This window comes from Streptomyces saintjeani, assembly GCF_055409605.1.
In genome coordinates, this window is the sequence record NZ_CP189624.1 from 7,762,647 (window position 1) to 7,785,247 (window position 22,601).

The following is a 22,601-nucleotide window of genomic DNA, read 5'->3' on the forward strand; positions in this document are numbered from 1 at the left end:
CCGGCGGTGGGCGGGAGCCGCCGGACTCCCGCCCACCGTCCCTCTCTCAACTCACGTACATAGCAAGGAGGTTGCCATGCCTGACGTAGGCGTCTGGCTGATCGGCGCACGAGGCTCCGTCGCCACCACCGCCGTCGCGGGCTGCGCGGCCGTGACGGCTGGACTCCGTCCCCCGACCGGACTCGTCACGGAGAAACCGGAGTTCGCGAACTCGGGCCTGCCGCCACTGACTTCGCTGGTCTTCGGGGGTCACGACATCTCGGACACGCCCCTCGTGAAACGAGCGGAGGAACTGGCGGCGGAGGGGGTGCTTCCGGTGGGGCTCGCGGCTGCGGTGGAGACGGAACTGGCCACCGCCGACCGGGAGATCAGGGTGGGGCGGGGGAGGGGTGGAGCTGGGGATGTGCGTGTTGTCGCCGACGGTGGACCTGGGCATGTGGGTGCCGGGCGTGAGGGCGGTGGCGGGGTGGGGGATGTGGATGCTGGGCATGAGGGCAGTTACGGGGCGCAGGGCCTGGACTTTGGGCGTGAGGGCAGTGGCGAGGCGGGGGATCTGGATGCCGGGCGCGAGGCCGGTGACGGGGTGGAGGGCCTGGGCGCCGGGTGTGAGGTCGGTGGTGAGGCGGATGCCGTACGTGCCGGTGCCGGGGCTCGTGTTGATACCGGTGGTTCGGGCGAGGCGCGGTGGCCGGCGGGTCTCGGTGTCGCCGTCGCCGGTAGCGAGGGCCCGTCCGGGCTGCTGGAGCGTGACGAGCAGTACGTCGCCGCTCTTGCCGCCGATATTCAGGACTTCATGCGGCGCCGGGGGCTTGCCCGCGTGGTCGTCGTGAACGTCGCGTCCACCGAGGCCGCGGTCAACGGGGCCGCCCTGCCGCCGAGTTCGCTGTACGCGGCGGCTGCTCTGCGGGCCGGCTGTCCCTACGTCAACTTCACGCCCTCCACGGGGCTGCACCACCCCGCGCTCGCGGGGCTCGCGGAGGCGCGCGGACTGCCGTACGCCGGGCGGGACGGGAAGACCGGGCAGACCCTCCTGCGTTCCGTCCTCGGTCCGATGTTCAACCGGCGTGCGCTGGAGGTCCGTTCCTGGTCCGGCGTCAACCTCCTCGGCGGCGGGGACGGTGCCGCGCTGGCCGACCCCGGCGCCGCCGCCGCGAAGAACGCGGGCAAGGAACGGGTCCTCGCCGACACGCTGGGCACGACCCCCGAGGGCCGCGTCCACATCGACGACGTCCCCACCCTCGGCGACTGGAAGACCGCGTGGGACCACATCGCCTTCGACGGCTTCCTCGGCACGCGGATGACGCTCCAGACGACCTGGCAGGGCTGTGACTCGGCTCTCGCCGCACCCCTGGTCCTCGACCTCGCCCGCCTGACGCTGCGCGCACACGAACTCGGGCTGTCCGGGGCGCTGCCCGCCTTGGCGTTCTTCTTCAAGGACCCGGTGGGGGAGGCGGCTTCGGGGCTGGAGGAGCAGTGGGGGGAACTGGTGAGGTTCGCGGGGGAGTTGGGGGTCGGTGAGGTCGGTGAGGTCGGTGAGGTCGGTGAGGTCGGTGAGGTCGGTGAGGTCGGTGAGGTCGGTGAGGTCGGTGAGGTCGGTGGGAGGGCGGCTGGGCGGGGGTTCATGGCGGGAGGTGAGGGGGCGTGAGCGGAGGTGAGAAGGCGGGTCGGGCCGGTGCGGTTGGGGGTGAGGGCGGGGAGGGGAGAAGTGGCGTGCGTGAGGTCGACACGGTGAGCGGAGGTGATGCGCGTGGGACAGGCGGAGGGAGCGGGGACGGCGTGCGCGAGGCGGCCAGGGTGGGTGAGGGCGGCGTGTGGGGGACAGGCAGGGTGCGTGAAGTCGGTGGGGTCAGGTTCGGCTACGGCACCAACGGCCTCACCGACCTCCGGCTCGACGACGCCCTCGCGCTCCTCGCCGATCTCGGCTACGACGGGGTCGGGCTGACCCTCGACCACATGCACCTCGACCCCCTCGCCCCGGACCTGATGACCCGCACCCGGCGTCTGGCTCGCCAACTCGACGCGCTCGGGCTGGCCGTGACCGTAGAGACGGGGGCCCGCTACGTCCTGGACCCGCGTCGCAAGCACGGCCCTTCGCTCGTCGACCCCGACCCGCAGGACCGCGCCCGCCGGACCGACCTGCTGATCCGCGCACTGGACGTCGCCGAGGAACTGGGCGCGGAGGCCGTGCACTGTTTCAGCGGCGTACCCCCCGAGGCCACCCCTGACGACACGGCGTGGAAGCGGCTCACGGAGAGCCTCACCCCCGTCCTGGAGCGGAGCGCCACCGCCGGCATCCCCCTCGCGATCGAACCCGAACCAGGTCACCTCCTCGCCACCCTCGCCGACTTCCACCGCCTGCGCGGCCTCCTGGGCGACCCCGCCGACCTGGGCCTGACCCTGGACATCGGCCACTGCCAGTGCCTGGAACCCCTCGCGCCCGCCGACTGCGTCCGCGCCGCCGCGCCCTGGCTGCGGCACGTCCAGATCGAGGACATGCGGCGCGGCGTCCACGAACACCTTCCCTTCGGTGAGGGCGAGATCGACTTCCCGTCCGTCCTCGCGGCCCTCACCGCGACCGGCTACCGGGGCCTGACCGTCGTGGAACTCCCCCGCCACTCCCACGCGGGCCCCCACCAGGCCACCCGCTCCCTCCCCTTCCTCAAGTCCGCGGCCACTCCCTGAAGGAGGCCCCCCGATGCCCGACCCGCACCGCCCCCCGTCCCCACGGGCCTCCGAAAACACCCCCGCCCACACCCCTCCCCCCACCCTCCACGACCACCTCCGCACCCACCTGCCCCCCACCCCCCTCGCCTGGCTGAACAGCGCCCTGACCCAACTCCCCTCCTGGGAACGCCACTTCACCGAAGCCGCCCGCCGCTGCGGCCCCCGGTACGCCGACGCCGCCCGGGTCCTCCTCCTGTACGCGGCCCAACCCGACACCCCCGCCCTGACCCGCCTGTACGCCCACGCCACCCCACCCGAACGCCGGGCGATCCTGCACGCGCTCCCGCACCTCACCGACACCCCGGACGCCCTCCCCCTCATCGAGGACGCCCTGCGGACCAACGACACGACCCTCGTCGCCGCCGCGCTGGGCCCGTACGCCGCCCGCCACCTCGACGCACACGCCTGGCGCCACGCCGTACTGAAGTGCCTGTTCACCGGCGTCCCCGTGGACGAGGTGACCGGCCTGGCGGACCGCGCCCGGGGTGACACGGAACTCGCACGGATGCTCCGGGACCAGGCGGCGGAACGCACCGCAGCGAACCGCCCGGTCCAGCAGGACCTGCACCGCGTCCTGACCCTGACCGAAGCGCCGAAGCCGAAGCCGAAGGCGGCACCGAGGCCCGAGGCCGAAGCGCCGCAGCCCGAGCCGAAGGCTGCACCGAAGCCCGATGCCAGAGCCCCGAACCCCAACCCCCCGGCAGAAGCGCCGAGCCCCCCGCTCCAAGCCCCCCGACGGACGGAGCCGTGATGCGCCTCTTCGACCCCCACATCCACATGACGTCCCGCACGACGGACGACTACGAGGCCATGTACGCCGCAGGCGTCCGCGCCCTCGTGGAGCCCGCGTTCTGGCTCGGCCAGCCCCGCACCTCCCCCCAGACCTTCTACGACTACTTCGACGCCCTCCTCGGCTGGGAACCCTTCCGCGCGGCCCAGTACGGCATAGCGCACCACTGCACGATCGCCCTGAACCCGAAGGAGGCGAACGACCCGCGCTGCACCCCCGTCCTGGACGAGCTGCCCCGCTACCTCCTGAAGGACCACGTCGTCGCCGTGGGGGAGATCGGCTACGACAGCATGACCCCCGCGGAGGACACCGCCCTCGCGACGCAGCTCCAGCTCGCCGCCGACCACGGCCTGCCCGCCCTGGTCCACACCCCGCACCGAGACAAACTCGCGGGCCTGCACCGCACCCTCGACGTACTCCGGGAATCCGGACTCCCCCCGGAACGCGTCCTGTTGGACCACCTCAACGAGACGACGGTCACCGCGGCCCTGGACAGCGGCTGCTGGCTCGGCTTCTCCGTCTACCCGGACACGAAGATGGACGAGAAGCGCACGGTCACCCTCCTGCGCCGCCACGGCCTCGACAGGATGCTCGTCAATTCGGCGGCGGACTGGGGAAGGAGCGACCCCCTCAAGACGCGCGCGGTCGCCGACCTGATGCTCGCGGAGGGGTTCACCGAGGACGACGTGGACCGCGTCCTGTGGCGCAACCCCGTCGCGTTCTACGGCGCGAGCGGCCGGCTCGACCTGGACGTCGTCGCCCCCGAACCCACGCACGAGGGCAACTCCGTGCTGCGCGGAGGGGAGTGACCGATGCGCTTCCGCCACCCCGACGGCTCCACCGTCCACCTCGCGTACTGCACGAACGTCCACCCCGCCGAGACCACCGACGGCGTCCTCGCCCAGCTCCGCGACCACTGCGAACCCGTACGGCGCCGGCTCGGCCGCGACCGCCTGGGCATCGGCCTGTGGCTCGCGCGGGACGCCGCGCACACCCTGGACACCGACCCGTCCGCCCTGCGCGCCCTGCGCACCGCCCTCGACCAGCGGGGCCTGGAGGTCGTCACCCTCAACGGGTTCCCGTACGACGGATTCGGCACCGGCGAGGTCAAGTACCGCGTGTACAGGCCGGACTGGGCCGACCCCGAACGCCTCGACCACACCACCGCCCTCGCCCGGGTCCTCGCCGGGCTCCTCCCCGACGACGTCACCGAGGGCAGCGTCTCCACCCTGCCGCTCGCCTGGCGCACCCGCCTGGACGAGGAACGCGGCGACACGGCGCGCACCGCGCTGCACACGCTCGCCGAACGCCTCGACGCGCTGGAGGAACTGACGGGCCGGTCCGTACGCGTCGGACTCGAACCCGAACCCGGCTGCGCCGTCGAGACCACCGCCGACGCCCTCGCCCCGCTCGCCGCCATCGCGCACCCCCGCATCGGGATCTGCGTCGACACCTGCCACCTCGCCACCTCCTTCGAAGATCCGCACACCGCCCTGGACGCCCTGGCCGCAGCCCGCGTCCCCGTCGTCAAGTCCCAGCTCTCCGCCGCCCTGCACGCCGAGCGGCCCGACCTCCCCGCCGTCCGCGAGGCCCTCGCTGCCTTCGCCGAACCCCGCTACCTGCACCAGACCCGCACCGTCACCGAGGCCGGCCTGCTCACCGGCACCGACGACCTCGCGGAAGCGCTCACCACCGACGCCCTGTCCCGTACGGCGCCCTGGCGCGCCCACTTCCACGTCCCGCTGCACGCGACACCCGCCGCGCCCCTCACCTCCACGCTCCCCGTCCTGCGCACCGCGCTGACCCGCCTCGTCGGCGGCCCGCACCCGCTCACCCGGCATCTCGAAGTCGAGACCTACACCTGGCAGACCCTCCCTCCCGCTCTGCGGCCCCGCACCCGGTCCCAGCTCGCCGACGGCATCGCCGCCGAACTGGCCCTGGCCCGCGACCTCCTGACCGACCTGGGCCTCAAGGAACTCCCCTGAGCCCCCGGCCGAGCCCCGCCGGCCGACCTGTTCGACCGCCGTGACTCAACGTAACCACACGCCACTGACAACGGGGTCCGCGGACCGTCGAGCAGCCCCCGCCCTCCGCCGGACGAACCCCAGGTCACCGGCCGGAGAACCGATACGTCACCCCCCCGGAAATCCCGCTCCACCGACCCGAAAGCGAGACACCGTGACCGCGTTCAACGACGAATCCGGCACCGCCGAGACCCTGCGCCGCACCCTCGGCATCGGCCGCCGCCGCTTCCTCAGCACCTGCACCGCCGTCGCGGGCGCCGCGATCGCCGCCCCCGTCCTCGGCGCCGCACCGGCCGCCGCCCAGAACCTCGGCAGAGGCCAGGGCCACGGCCACGGCCACGGCCGTGACGCCCTCGTGCCCGCCAACCGGCGCGGCATCATCCTGTACACCGTCCGCGACGCCACCGGACGCGACCCGCTCACCTCCGACCTGCCCTCCGGCTTCCGCGAGGTCTTCAAGCAGCTCTCCCGGTTCGGCTACCGCCAGGTCGAGTTCGCCGGGTACGGGCAGCACGCGAACGCCCCCGGCGGGGCGAACCTGGAGTCCGTGCAGGGCGCGCGGCTGCTGCGGTCCTGGCTCGACGAGTACGGGCTGCGCGCCCGCGGCAACCACGGCTACATCCCGCCGTCCTGGCCGTTCGTGCCCGCCGAACTGGACACGTTCAAGAAGCACCTGGAGATCGCCAACATCCTCGGCCTGCCCCACATGGGCACCGGCGCCGACCCCACGAGCAGCTCCCACAAGGCCGACTGGGACGTCGCCGCCGACAAGTGGAACGCCCTCGGCGCGATCGCCCAGCGCGCGGGCGTCAAGCTGTACACCCACAACCACGACGCCGCCTACGGCTTCCTCCTCGACTCCGGCCCCCTCGACGCGCAGGGCAGGCCGACCCGCAGCTCCGGCATCCGCAAACTGGAGTACTTCCTCAAGGTCACCGACCCCCGGCTCGTCTGGCTGGAGCTGGACGTCTTCTGGGCCCACGTCGCCCAGTACAAGTTCCACACGTACACCGCCCCCGACGGCTCGACCCGCGAGAAGGTCTTCGACCCGGCGGCCCTGGTCGTCCGCAACAGCCGCCGCTACCCCCTCTTCCACGCCAAGGACGGCACCGTCAACACCACCAACGGCATGGGCTACGACATGGTCCCCTTCGGCACCGGAGTCATCGACTACACGTCGTTCTTCTCCCGCATAGGCGACCCGAACTACCGCAACCCCATGGTCGAACAGGACAACGCCCCCAGCACCACCGACCCCGCCCAGTCCCTGACGTACGCCCGCATCGGCTACGACAACCTGGCCTCCCTCAGAGGCTGCCGCTGACACACACGCACGCACGCGGGGACGTCGGAAACGGCCTCCCCGCGCGCGTGCTGTCCACCGGCCCGTTCTCAGCCGGCTCCGCCCGGTGCCCCGGCCTTCCCCGGCTGCCGCAGCAGCAGGGCGATCACCGCCGCCACCATCGACACGCCTCCCGCGAGCGCGTACGCGCCGTCATAGCCCCAGGAGGCGACGACGAGGGAGCCCAGGCCGCCCCCGAACAACCCGCTGACCAGCTTGCCGCTGTACACCAGGCCGTAGTTGGTGGCGTTGTAGTTCTCGCCGAAGTAGTCGGGGGTGAGGGCGGCGAACAACGGGTAGAACGCGCCGCCGCCGAAGCCGGAGAGGAACGCGAAGAACAGGAACAGGGCCTCGCTGCGGACGTCGCCCGCCCAGATCACGCCGAACTGGGCGAGGCCGAGGACGACGATGACGAAGACGAGGGTGGGCTTGCGGCCCCAGCGGTCGGAGAGCCAGCCGACGACGCCTCGGCCGACGCCGTTGACGACGGCCATGACGCCCATGGAGGAGGCGGCGACGAGGGGACCGAAGCCGATCTCCTTGGCGTAGTCGACCTGGAAGGAGATGCCGAAGATCGAGACACCGGCGGTCATGACGATGGACAGCCACATCAGGGGCAGCATGCCGGTGCGGACGGCTTCCCTGGGGGTGAACTGCCGTACGGCGGGCGGGTTCTTCGCGAGAGTCCCCGAGGCGGACCCGGCGCCCGCGTGCGCGAGCGGATCGACGTCGGCGGGCCACCAGTTCTTCGGCGGGTCCTTGAAGAAGAACGCGCACCCGAACACGACGATCATGATGTAGCAGCCGATGAGGTCGAGCACCCGGTGGTAGTTGGCCGTGTCGAACCCGTAGTTGAAGACGAAGATGAACGGCAGCGACCCGTACGCGAACCCGCCGTTGACGAACCCGGTCCGCGCCCCGCGCCGCTCGGGGAACCACTTGCCGACCATGTTGATGCAGGTCGCGTAGACGAGCCCGGCCCCGATGCCGCCGACGACGCCGAAGCCCAGAACGGCCATCAGGACGTCGTCGAGATGGGAGAGGGCCAGGAACCCCACGAGACACAGTGCTGAGCCCGCGTACATGGCCTGACGGGCCGTGAGGAGGCCCTTCTCGCGTAACCAACCGGCCGGGAAGGCGACGCCGGCCTGGAAGAACACCCAGACGCTGAGGATCCAGAACGTGTTCGACTGCGTCCAGCCGTGCGCGTGGGACAGCGTGTCCTCGGCGGAGCCGTACGCGTACTCGAAGACGCTGATCGCCATCATCGCGAGCCACGGAAGCCAGATCATCAGCTTGCGGGAGTGACCGAGGACGTCCCGGTCGGTCTCGCCCACGCGGTACACACGCCCGCGCGCGTCGGTCACTTCACGGTAGGGGACGTGCCGAGAGGACTGTGCTGCGTACGGATCTGCCGTCATGTCAGGCCATTTCCTCACCGAGCGGATGCGGATTGGGAACGATGCGACGCAGGGCCCGCGGCCTGTCCGGAGCCCTCAGGAACAGCGCCAGGACGGCGGACGCCAGCCCGATCGACCCCGCCAGGACGAACGCGCCCTCGTAGTCCCACGCGCCGACGACGATCGAGCCGACACCGGAACCGACGAGGCCGGAGACGAGCTTGGAGCTGTAGACCATCCCGTAGTTGCCGGCGTTGTCGTTCTCGCCGAAGTAGTCGGCCGTCATCGCGGCGAACAGCGGGAAGACCGCGCCCCCGCCGAACCCGGAGACCATGGAGCACAGCAGGAAGAACGGCATGCTGCCCGTCTGTCCGGACACCAGCACCCCGAACTGGGCGGTGCCCAGGACGACACACACGACGACGAGCGTGTGGCGCCGCCCGCAGCGGTCGGAGATCCAGCCGATCACCCCGCGCCCGGTGCCGTTGACGATCGCCTTCAGGGACATCGCGGTGGCCACGATCCCGCCCGCGAACCCCATGTCCTTGCCGAACGGCACCTGGAAGGCGATCCCGAAGATGTTGATCCCGGCCGTGCACAGCAGGCAGAACCACATCATCCACAGCACGGGCGTGCGCGCGGCCTCCCGGGGCGTGTACTGCCGCACCGCGGGCGGGTTCTTCAGCAGCGCCCGGCGGATCTTCGGGTCGTCGGTCATCCGCAGCGGGTCGACGTCGGCGGGCCACCAGTTCTTCGGCGGGTCCTGGAAGAACCACCCCGCGACCGCGACGACCGCGCAGCAGACCAGCCCTACGGCGATCAGGACGCCCTGGTAGTTGCCGAGGTCCATGTACGACGTGAACAGGAACACGAACGGCACCGAGCCGTAGGCGAACCCGCCGTTGACCATGCCGGTCTTGCCGCCCTTGCGCTCCGGATACCACTTGCCGACCATGTTCACGCAGGTCGCGTAGACCAGGCCCGCGCCGATGCCGCTGCACATCCCGAAGCCGAGATAGGCGACCACGACGTGCGGCGCGTACGCCAGCGACACATAGCCCAGCACCGTGCCCAGCGCGCCGAGCAGCATCGCGTACCGCGCGGGGAGCCGTCCGCTCTCCCGCAGCCGGCCCGCGGGGAAGGCCACGGCCGCCTGGAAGAACACCCAGACGCCCATCAGCCAGAAGACGTGCCCGCCGCTCCACAGATGCGCCTCGTGGAGCGTGTCCTCGGCGGACGTGAACGCGTACTCCGAGGAGCTGATGCCCAGCATCCCCAGCCACGGGAAGAGCACCATGCTCCAGCGGGGCCGCCCCATGACGTCCCGGTCGCTCTCCCCGGTCCGGTACACGCGCCCGTGCCGGTCCGTCACCTCCCGGTAGGGCACGGACGCGGCGTCGTACCCGGTGGTCTTCATCAACCACCCCCGAGGAGCCCGGCGGCCCGCGCCCACCGGTACTTCGCGCCCAGCACGGCGACCGGCCGCTCGGTCGTGTACGGGTACGCCACGACCCCCCGCTCGAAGAGGTACTGGCACGCCTCCTCCACCTCGACGTCGCCCGCCAGCGACGCCACGACGGGCTTGTCGACGCCCCGCGCGCGGAACTCGGCCACCACGCGCGCGGTGAGCTCCGCGAAGACCATCGGCGGCGTGACGATCGTGTGCCAGTAACCGAGCACCAGCGCGTGCACGCGCGGGTCTTCGAGACCGAGCCGGATCGTCGCCTCGTACGTCGCCGGAGGCTCGCCGCCGGTGATGTCCACCGGGTTGCCGGCCGCTCCGAACGGCGGGATGAACCGGCGGAACGCCGCGTCGAGGTCCGGCGGGATCTCCATCAGCGACAGCCCGTTGTCCGTCACCGCGTCCGACAGCAGGACGCCGCTGCCGCCCGCGCCGGTGATGATGACGACGTTGTCGCCGCGCGGCGTCGGAAGCACCGGCAACGCGCGCGCGTACTCCAGCATGTCGTGCAGCCCCGGCGCACGGATCACCCCGGCCTGCCGCAGGATGTCGTCGTAGACGGCGTCGTCGCCCGCCAGAGCGCCCGTGTGCGAACCGGCAGCCCGCGCGCCCGCCGCCGTCCGCCCGGCCTTCAGGACGACGACAGGCTTCACCGGCACGGTCGCCCGCGCGGCCTCCACGAACGCCCGCCCGTCCTTCAGGTCCTCCAGGTGCATCGCCACGCACTCGGTGTGCGGGTCCTGCGCGAACCACGTCAGCAGGTCGTCCTCGTCCAGGTCCGACTTGTTGCCGAGCCCCACGATCGCCGACACGCCCGTGCGCGTACTGCGCGCGAACCCCAGGATCGCCATCCCGATGCCGCCCGACTGCGAGGTCAGCGCCACCCCGCCCTTCACGTCGTAGGGCGTGCAGAACGTCGCGCACAGGTCCTGCCACGTCGAGTAGTAGCCGTAGATGTTCGGCCCGAGCAGCCGTACGCCGTACCGCTCGGCGATCTCCACGATCTCGTCCTGGAGGGCGTGCTCCCCGGTCTCCGCGAAGCCCGACGGGATCAGCACGGCGTTCGGGACGCCCTTGCGGCCGGTCTCCTCCAGGGCGGCGGCGACGAACCGCGCGGGGATCGCGAACACGGCGACGTCCACCTCGCCCGGCACGTCCATGACACTCCGGTACGCCTTGCGCCCCAGGATGTCGTCCGCCTTCGGGTTGACGGGCAGGATGTCCCCCGTGAACCCGCCGTCGACCAGGTTGCGCATCACCGAATGGCCGATCTTGCCCGGCTCGCCCGACGCCCCGATGACGGCCACCGACCGGGGCCGCATCAGCCGCTCCATCGACGCGAGGATCTCCTCGCGCGAGTAGCGCCGCCGCTCCCGCGCGGGCGCGTCGGACAGGATGATCCGTACGTCCGCCGCGCGCGCCCCCTCAGGGGTCGCGATCACCGGGTTGAGGTCCACCTCGGCGATCTGAGGGAACTCCGCGACCAGCAGCGACACCCGCCGGATCTGCTCCGCGAGCGCCCACCGGTCCACCCCGGGCCGCCCCCGCACCCCCGCCAGCACAGGAGCCGCGCGGATCGAGTCCAGCATCGACAGCGCCTCGTTCGCGCTGACCGGCGCCAGCCGGAACGTCACGTCCTTCAGCACCTCGACGAGCACCCCGCCGAGCCCGAACGCCACCACCTTCCCGAACGTCGGATCGGTCACCGCCCCGACGATCACCTCCTGCCCCTCGGGCAGCAGCTCCTGGATCTGTACGCCCGTGACGCGCGCGTTCGCGTCGTACGCGCGCGCGTTGTCGACGATCCGGCGGAACGCGGCCCGCACCTCGGCCGCCCCCTCGACACCGACGACCACCCCGCCGGCCTCCGTCTTGTGCAGGATGTCCGGCGACACGATCTTCATCACCACCGGCCCGCCGAACCGGGCCGCGTGCGCCACCGCCTCCTCGACGTCGCGGGCCAGTTCCTCGCCCGGTACGGCGATCCCATACGCGTCGGCGACCTCCTTGCCCTCCGGCGCCGTCAGCGTCGTCCGTCCCTCGGCGCGCACGGCGTCCAGCACCGCGCGCACGCGTGTCTCCCGGTCCTCGGCGAGCACCTCAGATCACCCCGTCCGACTTCAGCAGCCGCAGTTCGTCCGCGCCGAGGCCCAGCTCGGCGGCGTAGATCTCCTCGTTGTGCTCGCCGAGCAGCGGCGAACTCTTCACCTCGACGGGGGAGTCGGACAGCTTCAGCGGGCTGCCGACCGTCACGAACTCGCCCCGCTGCGGGTGCTCGACGCGCACGATCATCTCGTTCGCGATCAGCGACTCGTCCTCGACGATCTCCTTCGTCGACAGGATCGGCCCGCACGGCACGCCCCGGGCGTTCAGCCGGTCCAGGACCTCCCACTTCGGGAGCGTCGCCGACCACTCCTCGACCAGCTGGAACATCTTGTTCAGCTTCGGGAGCCGGGCCTGCGGAGTCGCCCACTCGGGGTCGTCGGCCAGCTCCGGACGCCCGATCAGCTCGGCGATCGGCCGCCAGCCGACGGGCTGCACGATGACGTACACGTAGTCGTTCGGACCCCCCGGCGCACACCGCACCGCCCAGCCCGGCTGGCCGCCGCCGGACGCGTTTCCGGAACGGGGAACTTCCGCGCCGAAGTCGTCGTTCGGATATTCAGAGAGCGGCCCTCGTGCCAGGCGCTGCTGGTCCCGGAGCTTCACCCGGCACAGGTTGAGTACGGCGTGCTGCATGGCCACGCCGACCCGCTGACCACGCCCGGTCCTCTCGCGCTGGAGCAGAGCCGCGAGAATCCCCGCCACGGCGTGCACCCCCGTCCCCGAGTCCCCGATCTGGGCCCCCGTCGCCAGCGGCGGCCCGTCCTCGAACCCCGTGGTCGACATCGACCCGCCCATCGCCTGAGCGACCACCTCGTACGCCTTGAAGTCGGTGTACGGGCCGTCCCCGAACCCCTTGATGGAGGCATAGACGATCCGTGGATTGATCTCCTGGACCCGCTCCCAGGTGAACCCCATCCGGTCCACCGCGCCGGGGCCGAAGTTCTCGACGAGGACGTCCGAGCGCCGGATCAGCTCGGTGAGGATCTCCTTGCCGCGCTCGGTCTTGGTGTTGAGGGTGATGCTGCGCTTGTTGCAGTTCAGCATCGTGAAGTAGAGCGAGTCGACGTCCGGGACGTCGCGCAACTGGCCGCGCGTGATGTCCCCGGCCAGCGCCTCCAGCTTCACGACGTCCGCGCCGAGCCAGGCGAGCAGTTGGGTGGCGGAGGGTCCGGACTGGACGTGGGTCATGTCGAGGACACGGATGCCGTCGAGCGCCTTGCCGGTCGTACCGGCGGTCAGGGGGGTGGTCATGGGTGCCGACCTCACTTGTACATCGTCTGGTTCATGGTTCCGGGGGCGTACGCGTCCGGATCGACCCAGACGTTGACCAGCGAGGGTTTGCCCGACTCGCGGGCGCGCCTGAGGGCGGGGCCGATGTCGGCGGGGTCGCGGACCTCCTCGCCGTAGCCGCCGAGCATCCGCGCGAACTGGTCGTAGTGGACGTCGCCGAGGGTGTTGCCGACCCGCTGGCGGGCCTCGCCGTACTTGCGGGCCTGGCCGTAACGGATCTGGTTCATCGAGGAGTTGTTGCCGACGACGCCGACGAAGGGGAGGTCGTAGCGCACGAGGGTCTCGAAGTCCCAGCCGGTCAGGGAGAACGCGCCGTCCCCGAACAGTGCGACGACCTCCTTGTCCGGGCGGGCCTGCTTCGCGGCGAGCACGAAGGGGACGCCGACGCCGAGGGTGCCCAGCGGGCCCGGGTCCATCCAGTGGCCGGGGGACTTGGGCTGCACGACCTGCCCGGAGAAGGTGACGATGTCGCCGCCGTCGCCGATGTAGATCGAGTCCTCGGTGAGGAAGTCGTTGATCTCGCTCACCAGCCGGTACGGGTGGATCGGCGAGGCGTCCGACCGGAGCTGCGGCAACCGCTTCTCGATCGCGGCCTGTTCGACGGCGCGCAGCTCGTCCAGCCACTCCTTGCGGTCCGCCGCACCGCCGTTGAGACGCCCGGACGCGGCCTCGGTGACCTGCTTCAGGATCAGCCCCGCGTCGCCGACGATGCCGAGGTCGATGTCGCGGTTCTTGCCGACGGTGCGGTAGTCGAGGTCGATCTGGACGACCGTCGCGTCGGGGGAGAGGCGCTTGCCGTACCCCATGCGGAAGTCGAACGGGGTCCCGACGATCACGATGACGTCGGCGCCGGAGAAGGCGTACCGGCGCGAGAGCTGGAAGTGGTGGGGGTCGCCGGGCGGCAGGGTGCCACGGCCGGCGCCGTTCATGTACGCCGGGATGTCGAGGGTGCGGACCAGGTCGGTCGCCGCCTCGGTGCCGCGCGTCGTCCAGACCTGGCTGCCCAGCAGGATCGCCGGTTTCGCGGCGTGCACGAGGAGGTCGGCGAGCCGCTCGACCGCCTCGGGGTCGCCGGCCGAGCGGGTCGAGGCGCGGTAGGCGCCGGGCTGCGGGACGCGGGCCTTGTCGACGGGGACCTTCGCGTCCAGGACGTCGCGCGGGATCTCCAGGAAGGCGGGGCCGGGGGCGCCGTGGTAGCACTCGCGGAACGCCATCGACACCATGTCGGCGGCGCGGGCCGTGTCGGGGACGGTCGCCGCGAACTTCGTGATCGGCGCCATCATGTCGACGTGCGGCAGGTCCTGGAGGGAGCCCATCCTGTGCTGGGCGAGCGCCCCTTGACCGCCGATCAGCAGCATCGGTGACTCGGCGCGGAAGGCGTTCGCGACGCCGGTCACCGCGTCCGTCGTCCCCGGTCCGGCGGTGACGACCGCGCAGCCGGGCTTGCCGGTGATCCGTGCGTAGCCGTCGGCGGCGTGCGCGGCGACCTGCTCGTGGCGGACGTCGACGACTTCTATCCCCTCGTCCACGCAGCCGTCGTAGATGTCGATGATGTGGCCGCCGCAGAGCGTGTAGATGCGGTCGACCCCTTCGGCCTTCAACGCCTTGGCGACGAGATGGCCGCCGGAGACGGTGTTCTCGGCGTCCTGAATTTCCTCGGGCATGGCGGAACCTGTCCCTTCGTAGGGGTGGTCGCAGGAGGGGAGAATGCCGTATGCGGCACATTGCATACAGTCGACGAATACTGTATGGACCTTGTTATCCCGCATCCCGGGGGTGCTGTCCAGGGGGTGCGCGGCACTTTCGGACATCCGGATTCCGGCCTCGCGGGGGTGCCGGGGCGGGGGGTGCCGAGATCGCCGGGCGTGCGGCCCGTGCCGGCCTGTGCCTTCGTGCACTCTGAGGAGGGCCGGAACCCGGCACCCCGGCGCCGGGGCGGTCTTGACGGGGTCGCGTGACCGTGCGATCACTCAAGGTCGCCTGGTCGCAGGGCCTCCCCGCGCTGCCTCCGGCCTGCGGATACGCAGGTGAAACGGACCCCGAAACCTTGGTATTGTTGTCCATGTCGCCGCGGGGAACACCCCACGGAGACAGACACCTTGTCCGGGTGGCGGAATGGCAGACGCGCTAGCTTGAGGTGCTAGTGCCCTTTATCGGGCGTGGGGGTTCAAGTCCCCCCTCGGACACCAGCGAAGACCCCTGTGGATCAGGGGTCTTCTTGCTGTCCGGCCACGGCGTGACCCACCGCGTGACCAACCCCCGCCGGGACCCGCCGAAGCGGAATCTTCCCGAAACTCCTGTGGAACAAGGGCTTGTGGCTCGATTTGATCGAGGGTTAATTTAACCGCCACGCAAAGCCGCGGCTGGCTGATCGGAACGTCCTGCTGTGCGTTCGCACACCTCAACCAGGGGATGAGTCATGCCAGTTGACAGAATTCAGATGTCTCGCCGGGGGTTCCTCGGCATGAGTGCGGCGGCCGGGGTCGTCACGCTCACCGCGTGCGGGGGCTCCGCCTCGGGCTCCAGCGGTGGTCCGCTCGTGATGACCGTGTGGGGCGGCGACCCCGACCGCAAGGCGTACCAGGCACGCATCGACGCGCTGGTGAAGAAGTACCCGGAGCTGAAGGTGAAGCTCCAGCTCATCCCCAGCGACTCGTACCCGCAGAAGGTCCAGACGATGATCGCCGGCGGTAGTGGGCCGGACATCATGCAGGTCGCCGAGAGCGTCAACACCTACGCCAGCAAGAACCAGTTGCTGCCCCTCGACGACCTGGCCAAGAAGGCGTCCCTCGACACCACGCAGCGCTTCGGCCCGGTTGGCGACATCTACGCCTACCAGGACAAGAAGTACGCGATCCCGGACCGCTCCGGCGCCATGATCGTCTACTACAACAAGGAACTGTTCGAGAAGAACGGCATCAAGGCGCCCACCGCCGAATGGACGTGGGACGACGCGCTCGCCGCGTTCAAGGAGCTCACGATCCCCGGCAAGCAGTGGGGCTACGGCGGCGCCGGCTGGTGGCCGCAGTGGTGGAGCTTCGTCTACCAGAACGGCGGCCAGATCATCGACGACAGCGGCCGTCCCGCGGTCGACAGCGACGCGGCGGTCGAGGCCCTCCAGTGGGCCGGCGACCTGGTCTTCAAGCACAAGGTCGTGCCCAGCGCCAAGGACTACGCCGACATGGGCGCCGACATCGGCGGCGACCAGGCGTTCGCCAACCAGAAGGTCGCCGTCAACGCGACCGGCTTCTGGGCCATCGCCGGTCTGACGACCACGAAGTTCGCCTGGGACATCGCCCCGATGTGGCGCGGCAAGAAGCAGGCGGTGTCCGCGTTCGGCAGCGGCCTCGCCATCTCCCGTACCTCGAAGCAGTCCGAGAACGCGTTCAAGGCCATCGACTTCCTCACCTCCCCCGAGGCGCAGAAGGAGATCATCGCCTCCGGCCAGGACGTCCCCGCCAACCTCGACGTGCAGAAGAGCGACGCGTTCCTGAAGCCGGCGTGGATGAAGACCCAGGTCGACATGGGGGTGTTCGCCGAGTCCAGCTCGTTCGTCTTCCGCGCGCCCTTCATCCCCGAGTGGAACGAGATGCAGGCGGCGATCGAGAGCGGCCTCGCCGACTTCTGGCTCGGCAAGCAGACCGACGCGAAGAAGGTCCTGACGGCCCTCCAGAAGAACCTCGAATCCATCATCAAGTCCGCGGGATGACCGGCCATGGCAACCCCCACCATGACCTCGACTCCCCTGAAGAAGCCGGGCAGTTCGAAGCGCCGCAGGCGTGAGGCCCTCGCCTTCTACCTCTTCGTCTCCCCCTGGATCATCGGCTTCCTGGTCTTCCTCCTCGGACCGATGATCGCGTCGGTGTACTACTCGCTGACCGACTGGGACTCCTTCACCCCGCCCAAGTGGGTCGGCCTCGACAACTACACCAAACTCCTCACCGACGACCCGGTGTTCTGGAAGGCACTCGGGAACACCTTCTACTACGCGGCCATTTCGGTGCCCCTCGGCCTGATCCTCGGCCTGTGGCTCGCGAACCTCCTCAACAAGCAGGTCAGAGCACGGAAGTTGTTCCGCACCCTCATCTACCTGCCCACGCTGGTCCCGCTCGTCGCCACCGCGATGATCTTCAAGATGGTGCTCGCCCCCTCAGGACCGGTCAACGACTTCCTCGGCCTCTTCGGCATCTCGGGTCCCGCCTGGCTGATCGACGGACCCTGGGTCAAACCCGCCCTCATCCTGATGTCCGTCTGGGGCGCGGGCAGCGCGACCGTCCTGCTGCTCGCCGCGATGAAAGGCATCCCGAGAGAGCTGTACGAGGCCGCCGAGGTCGACGGCGCCAGCGCCACCCGGCAGTTCTGGAGCATCACCCTGCCGCACCTGACGCCGATCATCTTCTTCAACCTGATCATGGGTCTGATCGGCGCGTTCCAGGTGTTCGCGCAGGTGTACATCCTCACCCCGAAGAGCAACGCGGCAGCCCACGACGCGGCCCAGACCATGGTGCCGCTCCTGTTCGACCAGGCATTCGGCTTCTACCACATGGGATACGCCTCGGCGATCTCCTGGCTCCTGTTCGCCGTGATCCTCGTCTTCACGGTGCTCGCCTTCCGCACCGCCCGCCGCTGGGTGTTCTACGAGACCGAGGTGAAGTGATGGCCGGCCTGCTCACCGCCGCGCCGCAGGCAACGGACGCGGCCCCCGCTCCCCGCAAGCCCCGCAGGAAAGAGGCGCCCGCCGTACGGGCGTACCGCGCGACCCCGTTCACCTACGGCACCCTGCTGATCGTCGCGGCGATCCTCTCCACCCCGCTGGTCTTCGTCGGCTCGATCGCACTGTCCAGCGACGCGACCGTGAACGCCAACACGTTCACGATCATCCCGCGCGAGTTCCACTGGGAGAACTTCTCCCGGGTCTTCGGCACCGAGCTGCCGATGGGCACCTTCCTGCTCAACTCCGTGCTCATCTCGCTCTTCTCGGTCGTCGGCCAGGTCCTCTCCAGCGGCCTCGTCGGCTACGCCTTCGCCCGGCTGCGCGCCCCCGGCAAGAACGCGATCTTCCTCGTCGTCATCGCCACGATGATGATCCCCACACAGATCACGATGATCCCCCAGTTCATCCTCTTCCGGGACCTCGGCTGGGTGAACACGTATCTCCCCCTGATCGTGCCGAACTTCTTCTCCAACGCCTTCAACGTGTTCCTGGTACGGCAGTTCGTCTCCCGGCTGCCCAGCCAGCTCGACGAGGCGGCCATGATGGACGGCCTCGGCTTCTTCGGGATCTACCGGCGCATCATGTTCCCGATGCTGCGTCCCGTCCTGATCGCCATCGGCATCTTCACCCTCACCCACACCTGGGGCGACTTCATGGGCCCCCTGATCTACCTCAACGACGAGTCCAAGATGCCGCTCGCACTCGGCGTGCAGTACATCACCAGCACCTCGGCCGCCATGCAGGCCCCGCCGTGGAACCTGGTCATGGTCGGCTCGATCCTGCTCGCCCTGCCCATGATCGTCGTCTACTACATCGGACAGAAATACCTCTACGAGATGGACATCAGCGGCGGAAGCGCGGGAGTCAAGTGAGCATCCGTATCGACGGCCGAGCCATCTGGCTCGACGGCCGCCCCCGCACCCTCCTGTGCGCCTCCCTCTTCTACTTCCGCCTCCCCCGCGAACAGTGGCGCGCCCGTCTCGCCCAGGTGAAGGCGTCCGGATACACCTGCATCGACGTCTACCTCCCCTGGAACTTCCACGAACTCGCCCCGGGCGACTGGTCGTTCGAGGGGCGTCGCGACGTCGCCGCGTTCCTCGACCTCGCCCACCAGCAGGGCCTGTACGTCATCGCCCGCCCCGGCCCCTACATCTGCTCGGAGTGGGACGGCGGCGCGCTGCCCGCCTGGCTGGGTCTGGAACCGGAGTTGAGGGTCCGTCAGAACGAGCCGCGCTATCTGGAGCAGGTCACCGCCTGGTTCGACCGGGTGCTGCCCCTGCTGGCCGAACGCCAACTCCCGGCCGGCGGCCCGATCATCATGGTGCAGCTGGAGAACGAGCTGGACTTCTTCGACTGCGAGGACCGGGAAGGGTACGTAACCTCCCTGCGGGACACGGCACTTCGGCACGGCATCACCGTCCCCCTGATCGCCTGCTCCGGGCAGGGCGACATCGCGGGCGCCACCGGCGACGTCGAAGGGGTCGTACCGGCCTGCAACTTCTACCCCGACGACGACTCCCCGGACATCGAGCCCGAAGTCCGGCACTACGCCGACCTGTTGGCCACAAGAGACGTCCCCCTCCTCGTCACCGAGACCAACCGCCGCCACCGCACCCTGCGCCGGCTGCTCGCGAGCGGGGCCAAGCTGATCGCGCCGTATCTCCAGGCGTCCGGCTGGAACTTCGGCTACACCCCGTCCACCGGGAACTGGGGCAGCCCCGGCAACTTCATGAGCCACGGCTACGACTTCGGCGGCTACGTCTCCTCGACCGGCGCCGAACGCCCCGAGTTCACCGAGGCCAAGCTCCTCGCGCGAGTCCTCGACACCTGGGGCGACCGGCTGGCCCTCGCGACGCCGGGGGCCCGACTCCCGGACGTCCACTGCGACTTCGCGACCAGCTCGACGGCCGCCACGCTGGACCTCCCGGGCGGCGGGCACCTCGTCGCCGTACCGCATCTGGGGACGGCGGAGGGTACGGCCGTCGTCGCCGGCACCCCCGTCGCCGTCGCCCCCGACTCGTGCCCCCTGATGGCCCTCGGCGTACCCCTGGACCCCTGGGGACTCGACGCGACCCTGACCCTCGCCTCGGCGGACCTCGTCGCGGCCGGGAACGGCACCCTGGTGTTCGCCTCCACGGTCCCGGTGACCGTCGTCATCGACGGATCCCACGTCGTCGTCCCCGTCCCGGGGCGGACGTCGGTTGCGGGAGCGGCGGTCGTCGTCCTGCCGCCGGACGAGGCGGTGCGGGTGCGCGAGGTCGGCGCGGACGGCGCCGTCGGCCTCGCCGACGCCGTACCCGCGCCGGTCGTGGCGGAGCCGGCCGGCGTGGAGGAGGTGCGGGTGCGCACGGAGGCGGCGCCCGAGAAGGCGGCCGGGATGCACGCGCTGCCGCCCGCCCTGGAGGCGCTCGGCGTGTACCGGGGGCGCGGCGCCTACCGGGCCGTCACCGACCTGACCGGCGTCGACGAACTGCTCCTGACCGGGGCCGCCGACATCGTGGACCTGACGGTCGCGGGGCGCGCCCACCCCACGCTCACCGGGTTCGGGGCCGCCCGCTCCATCGGTGTACGGGACGTGACGGGCACCGTCGCCGTCGAGGCCGTCGTCGAGATCTGGGGGCACGCCAACTTCGACGACGCCCGGCTGCCCGCGCTCCGGCTCGGCGCGCTGCGGGGGCTCGGGCGGCTGTGGAAGGTCCGGGAGTCGGCCGACGTGTCCGCGGTGTGGACGGTCGGCGGCCACTGGGCGGGCGAGCCCGCGCCGCTGCGGACGCTCGGCGGCTGGAGCAGCACGCGGGTCGGGGTGCCGGTCACCTATACCCGTACGGTGCACGCCGCGACCGACGCCGCGTTGCAGGTGCAAGGGGTCGTGGAGCCCCTCGTGGCGAGCGTCGACGAGGGTGAGCCGCAGGTCCTCAACGCCGAGAACCCGTGGCTGCTGCTGTCCCCCGGCACCCATGTCGTCGCCCTGACCTGGCCGCATCACCCGAGCGGTCCCGGGCCGCGGGCGCGGCTGCTCGGCCTGGACGCCGTGCGGGAGTGGTCCTGCGCCGTGCAGGACGACGTCCTGCTCACGGAGTTCGCGGGGGTGCGGGGGCTCGCGGAGGTCGTCCGGCTGCCGCTGGCGCTGAAGCCGGGGGAGGAGAGGTGGATCGACCTCGATCTCCCGGACGACACAGGGCGGTTGATCCGGTTCGACGCCTCGCAGGTACGGGTCACCGGGTGGGCCGGCGGGGAGTGCCTCGGGCGGGTCTGGGCCGGGGAGCGGCCCGAGTTCTCCGGCGGGAACCCGGACGTGCTGTGGGTGCCGCGCGGCTGGCCGGGACCCGTCACCCTGCTCGCGCGGGGAATGGAGGGGCGTGGCGAGCCGGAGATCCGTACCCTGACGCTGGAGCCGGCGACAAGAGAATGAACGAGGGGGAACGCGTGGCGCGGCACACGGCACGGGACCTGCGCGGCGAGAACCGTTTCGCGGTGCTGCACGCTCTGTTCGACCTCGGCCCCTCCTCCCGCCAGGAGCTGGCCCGGCACACCGGGCTGAGCCAGGCCACCGTCACGACCCTGGTCGGCGAGTTCCTGGCGGAGGGCGTCCTCGTCATCGCGGCGAGGGAGCGCGGCGGGGTCGGCCGCCCGTACGAGCGGCTTGCCATCGACCCCGACCGGGGGCGGATCGTCGGCGTCGACGTCGCCGAGACGTACGTCGTCGCCACGGTCTACGACCTCACCCTGGGCGTCCTCGGCCAGGGTGAGGTGGCGCTCGACGAGCACGAGAACGGGCAGGGGTACGTCGTCGACGGCATCGTCTCCGCGATCGGGACGGCCGTCGACGCGGGGGGCGTCGGGCGGGAGCGGATCGTCGGTGTCGGGGTGAGCATGCCGGGCCATGTCCACCCCGGGGCGGGCGTCTCGGTGTTCGCCCCGAACTGGGACTGGCACGACGTACGGATCGAGGAACTCCTCGCCGCCCGGCTGGAGTTGCCCGTCCACGTCGACAATCCGCTGAAGGCGGTCGCGCTGTCCGAGATGTGGTTCGGGGTGGGGCGGAGCGTCGACAGCATGGCCGTCGTCAATCTCGGTACGGGCGTCGGTGTCGGGATCGCCCTCGGCGGTTCGCTGATCCGGGGCACCACCAACAACGCGGGGGAGTGGGGGCACACGCTCCTGGAGCTGGACGGCCGCCTGTGCCGCTGCGGGCGGCGCGGCTGCGTCGAGGCGTACGTCGGGGCAGCCGGCCTTGAGGCGACGCTCGCCGCGATCGCGCCGGACCACCCGGCGCTGCGGCGCAGGGGGCAGCGGGACTTCGTGATCGCCGTCGCCGACGGGCTCGCCGCGGGCGACCCCGTCGTGGCGGAACTCCTCGCGCGCACCGCGCACTATCTGGCCGCGGCGCTCGGGGACCTGGTCAATCTGCTGAACGTGCCGACGGTCACGCTCACCGGCTGGATGTCCCGCGCGCTCGCCGACCGGCTGGTTCCGGCCGTCCGTGAGGAGCTGCCCCGGCACGTCCTGCCGGGCTCGTTGCCGGGGCTGACGGTCCAGGCGTCACCGGTGCCGGGGAACGCCGTCGCGCTGGGCATGGCCGCGTTCACGCTGGAGCGGTTCCTGGAGCGGCTGGGGCTGGCGAGTCCGGCCCGCGCGCGGGTTCAGTAGGCCGTCACCGGCCCCCGACTGACTGACCGTCAATGTCCGTTCGGGGCACGGGATTGGCGGTCCTTGACCGGTTCTCGCGGTGATACGATCACGGCGCTT

Annotated in this window: 16 protein-coding genes and 1 tRNA gene; 12 read left to right on the forward strand and 5 right to left on the reverse strand. The window is 70.9% G+C overall.

Annotation, left to right across the window (positions count from 1 at the left end):
* The first annotated feature begins 76 nt into the window (after positions 1-76).
* The 6 genes from ACQCO7_RS35090 to ACQCO7_RS35115 all read left to right on the forward strand — a co-directional run bounded on the left by ACQCO7_RS35090 (position 77) and on the right by ACQCO7_RS35115 (position 6,862).
* On the forward strand, positions 77-1,645 hold the full coding sequence (locus ACQCO7_RS35090) for an inositol-3-phosphate synthase (protein WP_464075580.1): 1,569 nt from the start codon (positions 77-79) through the stop codon (positions 1,643-1,645).
* Positions 1,646-1,827: 182 nt separating this feature from the next.
* Positions 1,828-2,682 (forward strand): sugar phosphate isomerase/epimerase family protein, encoded by an 855-nt coding sequence (locus ACQCO7_RS35095; RefSeq protein WP_464075581.1) that lies wholly within the window; start codon positions 1,828-1,830, stop codon positions 2,680-2,682.
* 13 nt (positions 2,683-2,695) lie between these two features.
* Complete coding sequence (locus ACQCO7_RS35100) at positions 2,696-3,475, forward strand: EboA domain-containing protein (RefSeq protein ID WP_464075582.1); 780 nt, start codon at positions 2,696-2,698, stop codon at positions 3,473-3,475.
* Complete coding sequence (locus ACQCO7_RS35105; protein ID WP_464075583.1) at positions 3,475-4,323, forward strand: TatD family hydrolase; 849 nt, start codon at positions 3,475-3,477, stop codon at positions 4,321-4,323. The genes ACQCO7_RS35100 and ACQCO7_RS35105 overlap by 1 nt, the downstream gene beginning before the upstream one ends.
* Positions 4,324-4,326: 3 nt before the next feature.
* On the forward strand, positions 4,327-5,499 hold the full coding sequence (gene eboE, locus ACQCO7_RS35110; RefSeq protein ID WP_464075584.1) for a metabolite traffic protein EboE: 1,173 nt from the start codon (positions 4,327-4,329) through the stop codon (positions 5,497-5,499).
* A gap of 193 nt (positions 5,500-5,692) precedes the next feature.
* Entirely contained in the window at positions 5,693-6,862 is a 1,170-nt protein-coding gene (locus ACQCO7_RS35115) for a sugar phosphate isomerase/epimerase family protein (RefSeq protein ID WP_464075585.1), read from the forward strand.
* Between the two features lie 68 nt (positions 6,863-6,930).
* Here ACQCO7_RS35115 and ACQCO7_RS35120 read toward each other — a convergent pair whose 3' ends face one another.
* From ACQCO7_RS35120 to ACQCO7_RS35140, 5 genes are read right to left on the reverse strand one after another with little or no spacing between them, the layout of a single operon-like run.
* Positions 6,931-8,301, reverse strand: coding sequence for an OFA family MFS transporter (locus ACQCO7_RS35120; RefSeq protein WP_464075586.1), 1,371 nt, complete (start codon positions 8,299-8,301; stop codon positions 6,931-6,933).
* A gap of 1 nt (position 8,302) precedes the next feature.
* Positions 8,303-9,697 carry an OFA family MFS transporter gene (locus ACQCO7_RS35125; RefSeq protein ID WP_464075587.1) on the reverse strand — a complete coding sequence of 465 codons (1,395 nt, stop codon included), beginning with the start codon at positions 9,695-9,697 and terminating at the stop codon, positions 8,303-8,305.
* The gene (locus ACQCO7_RS35130) at positions 9,697-11,841 is read right to left on the reverse strand and encodes an acetate--CoA ligase family protein (RefSeq protein ID WP_464075588.1); all 2,145 of its coding nucleotides are present in this window, start codon (positions 11,839-11,841) and stop codon (positions 9,697-9,699) included. The genes ACQCO7_RS35125 and ACQCO7_RS35130 overlap by 1 nt, the downstream gene beginning before the upstream one ends.
* A gap of 1 nt (position 11,842) precedes the next feature.
* Positions 11,843-13,099: a formyl-CoA transferase gene (frc, locus tag ACQCO7_RS35135; protein WP_464075589.1), complete on the reverse strand. Its 1,257-nt coding sequence runs from the start codon at positions 13,097-13,099 to the stop codon at positions 11,843-11,845.
* 11 nt (positions 13,100-13,110) lie between these two features.
* Complete coding sequence (locus ACQCO7_RS35140; RefSeq protein ID WP_464075590.1) at positions 13,111-14,802, reverse strand: thiamine pyrophosphate-binding protein; 1,692 nt, start codon at positions 14,800-14,802, stop codon at positions 13,111-13,113.
* A 437-nt stretch (positions 14,803-15,239) separates the two neighbouring features.
* On the opposite strand from ACQCO7_RS35140, the gene ACQCO7_RS35145 reads away from it, so the two are divergent.
* The 6 genes from ACQCO7_RS35145 (at position 15,240) to ACQCO7_RS35170 (ending at position 22,502) form a co-directional block, all read left to right on the forward strand.
* A tRNA-Leu gene (locus ACQCO7_RS35145) sits at positions 15,240-15,327 on the forward strand.
* A 251-nt stretch (positions 15,328-15,578) separates the two neighbouring features.
* Positions 15,579-16,847 carry an ABC transporter substrate-binding protein gene (locus ACQCO7_RS35150; RefSeq protein WP_464075591.1) on the forward strand — a complete coding sequence of 423 codons (1,269 nt, stop codon included), beginning with the start codon at positions 15,579-15,581 and terminating at the stop codon, positions 16,845-16,847.
* 6 nt (positions 16,848-16,853) lie between these two features.
* Complete coding sequence (locus tag ACQCO7_RS35155; RefSeq protein WP_464075592.1) at positions 16,854-17,795, forward strand: carbohydrate ABC transporter permease; 942 nt, start codon at positions 16,854-16,856, stop codon at positions 17,793-17,795.
* Positions 17,795-18,724, forward strand: a complete 930-nt coding sequence (locus ACQCO7_RS35160) for a carbohydrate ABC transporter permease (RefSeq protein WP_464075593.1) — start codon at positions 17,795-17,797, stop codon at positions 18,722-18,724. The genes ACQCO7_RS35155 and ACQCO7_RS35160 overlap by 1 nt, the downstream gene beginning before the upstream one ends.
* Positions 18,721-21,264, forward strand: a complete 2,544-nt coding sequence (locus ACQCO7_RS35165) for a beta-galactosidase (protein WP_464075594.1) — start codon at positions 18,721-18,723, stop codon at positions 21,262-21,264. Before ACQCO7_RS35160 ends, ACQCO7_RS35165 begins: the two co-directional genes overlap by 4 nt.
* A 14-nt stretch (positions 21,265-21,278) precedes the next feature.
* Complete coding sequence (locus ACQCO7_RS35170; protein WP_464075595.1) at positions 21,279-22,502, forward strand: ROK family protein; 1,224 nt, start codon at positions 21,279-21,281, stop codon at positions 22,500-22,502.
* Positions 22,503-22,601: the final 99 nt, after the last annotated feature.